Source organism: Heyndrickxia sporothermodurans (assembly GCF_003055045.1).
Classification (GTDB): Bacteria; Bacillota; Bacilli; order Bacillales; family Bacillaceae_C; genus Heyndrickxia; species Heyndrickxia sporothermodurans.
Genome location: NZ_NAZB01000072.1, coordinates 1 through 7,284 on the forward strand (window position 1 = coordinate 1; position 7,284 = coordinate 7,284).

Here is a 7,284-nt window from a genome sequence, read left to right on the forward strand (position 1 = left end):
CTTAGGCCCAACCCCGAGCCCGGACTTACTACTGAAAGCCGGCTTAATCGGAACCGAACTTTACCTTGATTCAAAAGCTGTATTCGGAAGAGCTGTTGATACGGGCAAATATATGGTGAAGGCTATAAAAGATGGATTTGTTCGAGATGTCATCAACGGAGATGCGGAAAGTAGGAGTAAATATTTTACTTACCTCTTTACGACTTTAGGAATCGGTATTTTAGGTGATAAAGGGGTCAGCAAAATTGGTAAAGTAGGTACAAAAGTTGGCGGATTTAGCGGAATAACAACAAAAGTTGAGAGCCTGAGCCCATCTTTGGCAACTGTAAATGCTGGACCTATTCCTTATAATGTTATGAATCGTCTGGAGGATCATATTCAGCTGGCGGCGAGGAAAGCGTTTGGGGATGGTACTAAGGGTACGGGTAAAGAAACTTATCAACATCTAAAGGACTATAAAAATAATAAATATTTTACTAGAAGTGTAGAGTATAATGCAGGTAAAGATGGCACAGGATTTACTTATAAAGTATATCAAAGAGGAGATATTAATTGGGATATGGTCCGAACAAAAGGTGCTAAAAAAGGTCGCGGGCTAACAAATGCTGAAGCATCTGCGAAATACGGACTTGCCCCTATTCTTGATGAAGCAGGTAGTGTTGCAACATTGCATCATTCACAACAAAAAGGTGTTGGACCATTATATGAAGCTTCAACAAGGTACCATAATATCGCTAATGCTAAAAGAGCTCCACTACATCCTTATAAAGGAAAGTTAAACCCATTTTATCCAATGGATGAGACAACTAGAGGAGCGTTTCAAAAAGTAGATTCTATTAATTATTGGAAAATACGAGGAGAAGAAGCTTTAGGAGGAAGATAATATGAGCATATTGCCTGAGAGACTAGATGAAGTTCTAGGAGAAGAAATATATAAACGTGAAGATAGCAATCTAGTACAGGATGCTTTAATAAGGCTAGGTGTAAACGCATCGGATACTTTCCAAGAATTTTATATCCAGTATGCAGGACCTTTTTGGGAAGAGCATGTACCCTTTGAATTACTAGATATAGCAGATGAAGAAAACAATATTGAATCATACACACTCATTTCTAGAAAAGAACATGGTTTTCCGAAGCAATATCTGGTTTTAAGTGAAATGTCAGCAAATGCTGTATTAGTACTGGATACTGTAACAGATAAAGTTTATATAGTTAATTTTGAGGGTGGAGATGAACTACTTATTAAAGGTGAATTAAAGGAAAGTTGGTCATCGTTTTTTGATTTCTTGAAGGCATATTTTAATTGTTAATTATGGTCCAATAAAAGTTAATTCAGAGAGAAACTTAAAACCTTGATTGGTTTAATATGCCTTCAAGGTTTTTTGACTTTAAGAACTTTATGGTTAAAACAATATCACTTTTGAATCAAAAACTCATGATGGTTAGCAAACTTACGAGATTGGTTGCAGTGACATATAAAAAATACAACCACACTTACTAATTGGTTTATATTTGCACACGAGAATGACAAAGCAAGTAAAGCTAATGGTGGCAACATACAAACACATAAACTTAGTAACAAAAAGGAAAGATGTGTGAGCAACATAAACAATGCTTAAATGAAATTCAGAGCTCATGAAGGTAGTACCATCATGGAGTATTGATTTTATATTTGGATTTTGAGAGAAGTACGATAAATAGGCGAGATGACATTGTAAGTGGCAGGAAGACTTATGATACTGCAAAACCCACAAACTAAAGACAATGACAAAGCTCGTAATGCTAAGGATGGTAACGACATAGATACATAAATCTAGTGAATAAAAAGAAAGTGGGGATTTTAGAGTGAGTAAAAAGAAAATGATTTAATTGAAAATCGAAAGCTCATGATGGTTGTACCATCAAGGAGTTTCGGTTTGATACTTTGCGGAACTGAATAAGAAAGACAAATGGGCAAGATGACATTTTACATGGCAGGGGTAGTTATGATAAGGAGTGGCTGACAAACTAACGAGATTGACAAAGCTCGTAGCGATAAACAAGAGGTAACGTTAAAGGACGTTCTTTTACTGCCTTTGGCATATAAATTTTGGGTTGTATTTTAACTAAAGACGGTCGTATAATACTCGCTATTCGTTTAATAAGCGTTAAGAAAATTATAATTTATGTAACGGGGGTGAAAAGTTGAACGTTGTTGGGTATATACGAGTCTCAACTCAAGGGCAGACAAGAGATGGATATAGCTTGAAATATCAAGAAGATGAAATCAAAGCATATCGTAAGGAAAAAGGCTTAAACTTGATTCATATTTTTAGAGATGAAGGAATTAGTGGCGCAAAACTGAATGAAGAAGCATTAGAAATTGATAGGGTGGGCTTACAGGAAATGTTGGCTCACCTTTCTTCTTTCTAAATTGATTATTTGGTGGTGCTGAACACAAGCTGATTCTGGCGGTAAGATAGTGTGAAGGTACTGATACAACGAGAGCTGAAGAAATATGGCTGTGATATTAAAAGCATTGAACAGCCATCATTCATTGCATGGACAGTAACCCGATGAAAATGGGTTGATAAACGAAGTTTTTCTTGATTACAATTTAGAATATGGCTTAAAAAAGATTGAAAGTGTAACAAGTTCACTAACGGACGAGGGCAATCGCCTCATGCAGAAAGTCAGTGATATTGTCCACTTGCCGAAATTACAAGACGACGAAACAATGCATCAAATCAAGCGAGCAAAAGAAAAGGTGAAGACGACGCTTCATCAACTGCATTCCTTTGACCAACAAGCAACACGATCACTGGATTCCGTTCGCAAAGATATTCAAACAATGTCCCGATTTATCGAACAAATGGATTCCAAACTTAAGGGAAACAAGCAAATCATCACCAACTTTACACCTCAGAAATTAATGAGGGAAGAAGCATATCGGAGTCTACTAGGTGAATTCGTACAAAAAGGAAACATGACTCCCATTCAAACGATTCATAGGGAAGCCTACGGAAACTACAAAAGTATCAAATACCAAGTATATCCAGACGGACTTATCGTCATGGAATATCAAAAAATCGGGAAAGACTCAGATGTATATTATGAGGTAGTTACCGACATTCCCAAGGAAGTGAAAGATGGCGCAAAAGGAATTATCGAGCCAACCATTGATAAAATCCTGAAAGGAATATATGTAGGGTCAGGCAAAGCAGTAGGAGATACCATTGAGGGCTGGAAAGGCCTTTACAAATTGGCTGAAAAATATCTAGGTCCCACCTCAAGCCCCGACCTTCTATTGAAAGCCGCCTTAATCGGAACCGAACTTTACCTTGATTCAAAAGCTGTATTCGGAAGAGCTGTTGATACGGGCAAATATATGGTGAAGGCTATAAAAGATGGATTTGTTCGAGATGTCATCAACGGAGATGCGGAAAGTAGGAGTAAAAATTTTACTTACCTTTTTACCACTTTAGGAATTGGAGTTTTAGGTGATAAAGGGATCAGTAAAGCAGGTAGTGGGGAACCTTGGTAGAATAACGACCAAGGTTGAGGGGTTTACTCCATCTATGGGTACCGTTACTGCTGGACCCGTTCCTTATAATGTGATGAATCATTTGGAGGATCAGATTCAGCTAGCGGCGAGGAAAGCGTTTGGTGATGGTACTAAGGGTACGGGTGAAGCTACACCTAAAAAGAAATCTGTACCAGATTGGCTAAAAGAGCGATGGGAAGCAGGTAATAATTTTAATAAGGAAAATCGTCCTCGTTACCCTTATAATGAGGTAGAGTTGGAAGCAAAAGAAGTAGGGGGTAAAAAGTACGTAGTTGACTCATATGCACCCAATAAGGAAATCGTATCGAGAAAATTTACTCAACTTAGTGAAGTGCAAGAAAAGACAGCTAAGAGTTACTTAAATGAAATCACAATAAAATATTCTTCGGGTTCTAAAATATCAAATGGTACTTTTAATCCTAATGCTCTCAAAGGAGGGCGACTTAAAGGTGAATTAATATTAGAAGTACCAGTTCAAAATAAACCAATTCCGCAAACAATTCTTGATGAGGCAACAAAAAACAGGATTATTATTAGGGATATTAAGGGGAAGGTGTATAATTGACTATGAAAGTTTATTATTGTGACGAATGGTCGGATATCAAAAAGAAGCCTTGGAACATTCTTGATGACCGTACTGCTTACATATACCATCAAAAACATGAACCATATACGGCGGTATTATTAGAGGATGAGAAACCTAAGTATATTGTAAATGTTACAAATGAATGGGTTTCGGTGGGGTTTTATGATGACCTGATGCGTAAGTATTTAAATTATGATTTTGAAGTTATGAGTGATGGTAAGATTTTTTTAAGAACAGCCATGTATTGGGAATATGATGATGAAACTGACACGGAAGTAAGTAGCTTGATTTTGGGCTTCCGAGAAGATGGCTATATAGCAATGGAAAAAAGAGATTTAAAGACCGGTTCAGTCGAGGAGCGCGAAACTAGCGATACCCTTGAAAGAAACTGGGATGTATTTCCTGAATTTGGTCATTACATTCATTTGTGTAGAGAGGAAAGGTAAAGTGTTTAGAGCACTCTCGAGTGCCTAAACTAGTTATATGAAAGGTTGTTACGTATATGCACATAAAGCAAGTGAACTGAAATACAATTGAAATTTTTGAGTTGGACAAAAGGAACAATGATACGTTTTAAAATAGAGACTCCATGAAGGTAATGCCATCATGGAGTTTTATTTTATATAGGAATAATAAGAAAAGTACGAGAAATGGGCGATTTGTTCAGTGAAAAAAGCGAATGAAATATTTAAACTAGTGAACGAAGATGGGAATACAACTAAAACATCAAGAAACAAGAGACTTTCTTGTGAGAAGCATCGTCCGTCCGAGACATTTTATTTAAAAAGCAGGAAATGCGCTACGTGGAAAGAGAATTAAAACAGTTAATGAGTTTACTAGACTTTCAACTAGACTCCATGCCAGGCATTGACTTTGTGACAGCTTCCGCTTTAATTGCGGAGATTGGTGAAGTTAGACGTTTTCCAAATGCCAACAAATTAGCACGATTTGCGCCTGTTTACTTTAGGTTCGGTGGGAAAGACAAGGAACAAAAAAGCAAACAGGAAAATCGGGAGCTGCACGCTTTATTTTACAATTTAGCAGTCCAGCAAGTGCAAGTAGCAAATGGAAGTAAACTGCCGAGGAATCCAGTTTTCCATGCTTATTACCAACGAAAACTGAAAGAAGGCAAAACAAAGGGACAAGCATTGGTTTGCATAATGAGAAGGCTTGTGAACATTGTTTATGGAATGATGAAGCATAAAACAGCCTATAAATTACCGATAGTGCAGGAGAAAGAAGTAGTTTAATAGGGTGGCAAAATGGCTGACTTTTTTATTTATAGCTTTTAAGATTACAACATAGGGTACAGTGAAAATTGATTACGATTTAGCTAAAGAGTATATCAGAGATGTTGAGTCAAAAACAGGTTTAAAATTTCATAAAACGCAAATTGAAAAATTAAAGGATGCTTTAAGGGTATATAAGTATGAAAAAATGACACCATTGGAAACTTTAAAACACAGAAATAAATTCAATAGTGTAAAAAATAAATTGATTAGTGAATGGGAAGAAAACACAGGACAAATATAGCCAAGATATACTGAGGAAATTTATGATAAAAAAGGTAGATTAATAAGGGATATAGGCCAACCCTATGATGCGCATCATATAATAGAAAATAATTTTGGTGGTCCTCAAGAATGGTGGAATATACATCCTACTAAATTTCCTGATGAACACCAGGCAGGGATTCATGGTAAAGGTTCGCCATCAAATAAGTTATTTCCAAGGAGGTAGTTTTAATGGCTACATTTGATTTTGTGAAAAACGGAAAACATAAATTTATTAAACTGCAAGAAAACGAATTGCTAATTGCAGAAGAGAGACTTGGGTTTACGTTACCTAAAGAACTTAGGGATTTTTACTTAGAAGTAGGCTATGGCTTTATAAAAGGAGGCAATGGGAATACAATAAATAGAATAATGGATCCGGATACCATAGCTGATATTACATTGAGAGAAGGTATTTACGAGTTTGATCCAGATTTAGAAGGATTATATGATGAAGATGATAAATTAGTATTTTTTGAAGTAAACGAGGGGGTATATTTAACGCTTGATTTAAATGCTTCTAAACAAACTCCTGTATATTTTTTTGAAACTCAAATAGCTGATTCATTGGAGGAATTTATTAGAAATATTGATGAGGATGCTGAATACTTTATGGATATGGTTGATTACTAATTTGGGTCTTTAACAAATAAGTAACAAACTATGAGTGATGATACTAATTAAACAAATAATATTGTTGGCTAATTAAAATATAGCACTTGATGCGATTGGGCATCAGGTGTTTTTTATTGAGATATAAGTTCGATAGGCAGAGGCTACACAGACGTTTCATAAAGAGAATAGTTCGATAATTCATATCAATCCAACACTATACCTAAAGGGATAAATAGAACTGAATTTAATAAATCGAGAAGTGAATACTGGAAAAATAGAGCCAAGGATTTTATATTAGAAAATGGGGGATAAAAATGAGTATTGATGCCTATAAAGAAGCAAAACAAATAATATTGAATAATGATGATATTGCCGACTTTGTAGGAGGTTGTACAGCTGAATTAATAAATTTGGCTGAAGAAAAGTTAGGATTAAGGTTTACTGGTCAATACTTAGATTTTTTACAGACATTTGGTGCAGGCAACTTTGGCGCTCAAGAGATTTATGGAATTATTAGTCCTGATTTTGAAAATTCTTCTGTACCCGATGCAATTTGGTATACTTTAACAGAAAGAAAGGAAATTAATCTTCCTATTAACCTATTGGCTATTTACGGATTAACCCCCGAATTTTGGACAGTATTTCTCTTAATCTCACTTTATCTTAAAACTACATTCTTTTTCGTTTCCTTTTGTCCTTTTGAGATCATAGCCATTGCTTCCATTCCTTCAAGGGTAAAGGCTACGCCCGACTATCGTCGCCCTTGATTCCATTCCAGAAATGGCTGAAATAATTTTTGGGACAAAAGGAAGAAAAAAATGGAAGGGGCGATTAAACCCGTACCTCTTTGATTTTCACGTTTTCACATTGTTGCTTTTCATAAAACTCATTTGGCGATAAGTCTAAAATACTAGAATGCATGCGACTTTCGTTATAATACACCATAAACTCTGCGACTGATTCATAGGCTTCTGCATACGTTT

The 7,284-nt window shown here is 35.9% G+C and carries 7 protein-coding genes and 4 pseudogenes; all 11 read left to right on the top strand.

Translation table 11 applies throughout. The features are described from left to right. A partial coding sequence (locus B5V89_RS20515; protein ID WP_244913541.1) for an HNH/ENDO VII family nuclease occupies nt 1–883 on the top strand: 883 nt, incomplete at its 5' end. 1 nt (nt 884) lies between these two features. Further along, nucleotides 885–1,313 carry an SMI1/KNR4 family protein gene (locus B5V89_RS18690; RefSeq protein WP_094910184.1) on the top strand — a complete coding sequence of 143 codons (429 nt, stop codon included), beginning with the start codon at nt 885–887 and terminating at the stop codon, nt 1,311–1,313. Between the two features lie 874 nt (nt 1,314–2,187). After that, nucleotides 2,188–2,538 (top strand): annotated as a pseudogene (locus tag B5V89_RS20520) (recombinase family protein); the annotation flags it as partial. 28 nt (nt 2,539–2,566) lie between these two features. Further along, nucleotides 2,567–3,526, top strand: a pseudogene (locus B5V89_RS18700) (T7SS effector LXG polymorphic toxin); the annotation flags it as partial. After that, nucleotides 3,483–4,112 (top strand): hypothetical protein, encoded by a 630-nt coding sequence (locus B5V89_RS20525; protein ID WP_244913542.1) that lies wholly within the window; start codon nt 3,483–3,485, stop codon nt 4,110–4,112. The pseudogene B5V89_RS18700 and the gene B5V89_RS20525, both read left to right, overlap by 44 nt. 2 nt (nt 4,113–4,114) lie before the next feature. After that, on the top strand, nt 4,115–4,579 hold the full coding sequence (locus B5V89_RS18710) for a hypothetical protein (RefSeq protein ID WP_108073460.1): 465 nt from the start codon (nt 4,115–4,117) through the stop codon (nt 4,577–4,579). Between the two features lie 214 nt (nt 4,580–4,793). Beyond that, nucleotides 4,794–5,383: pseudogene (locus B5V89_RS18715) on the top strand (transposase); the annotation flags it as partial. A 55-nt stretch (nt 5,384–5,438) separates the two neighbouring features. Next, a pseudogene (locus B5V89_RS20775) lies at nt 5,439–5,873 on the top strand (WXG100 family type VII secretion target); the annotation flags it as partial. A gap of 5 nt (nt 5,874–5,878) precedes the next feature. Next, nucleotides 5,879–6,319 (top strand): SMI1/KNR4 family protein, encoded by a 441-nt coding sequence (locus B5V89_RS18725; protein ID WP_108073461.1) that lies wholly within the window; start codon nt 5,879–5,881, stop codon nt 6,317–6,319. 198 nt (nt 6,320–6,517) lie between these two features. After that, on the top strand, nt 6,518–6,613 hold the full coding sequence (locus B5V89_RS20780; protein ID WP_213083818.1) for an HNH/ENDO VII family nuclease: 96 nt from the start codon (nt 6,518–6,520) through the stop codon (nt 6,611–6,613). A gap of 2 nt (nt 6,614–6,615) precedes the next feature. Next, nucleotides 6,616–7,068: an SMI1/KNR4 family protein gene (locus B5V89_RS18735; protein ID WP_108073463.1), complete on the top strand. Its 453-nt coding sequence runs from the start codon at nt 6,616–6,618 to the stop codon at nt 7,066–7,068. The last annotated feature ends 216 nt before the right edge of the window (nt 7,069–7,284 follow it).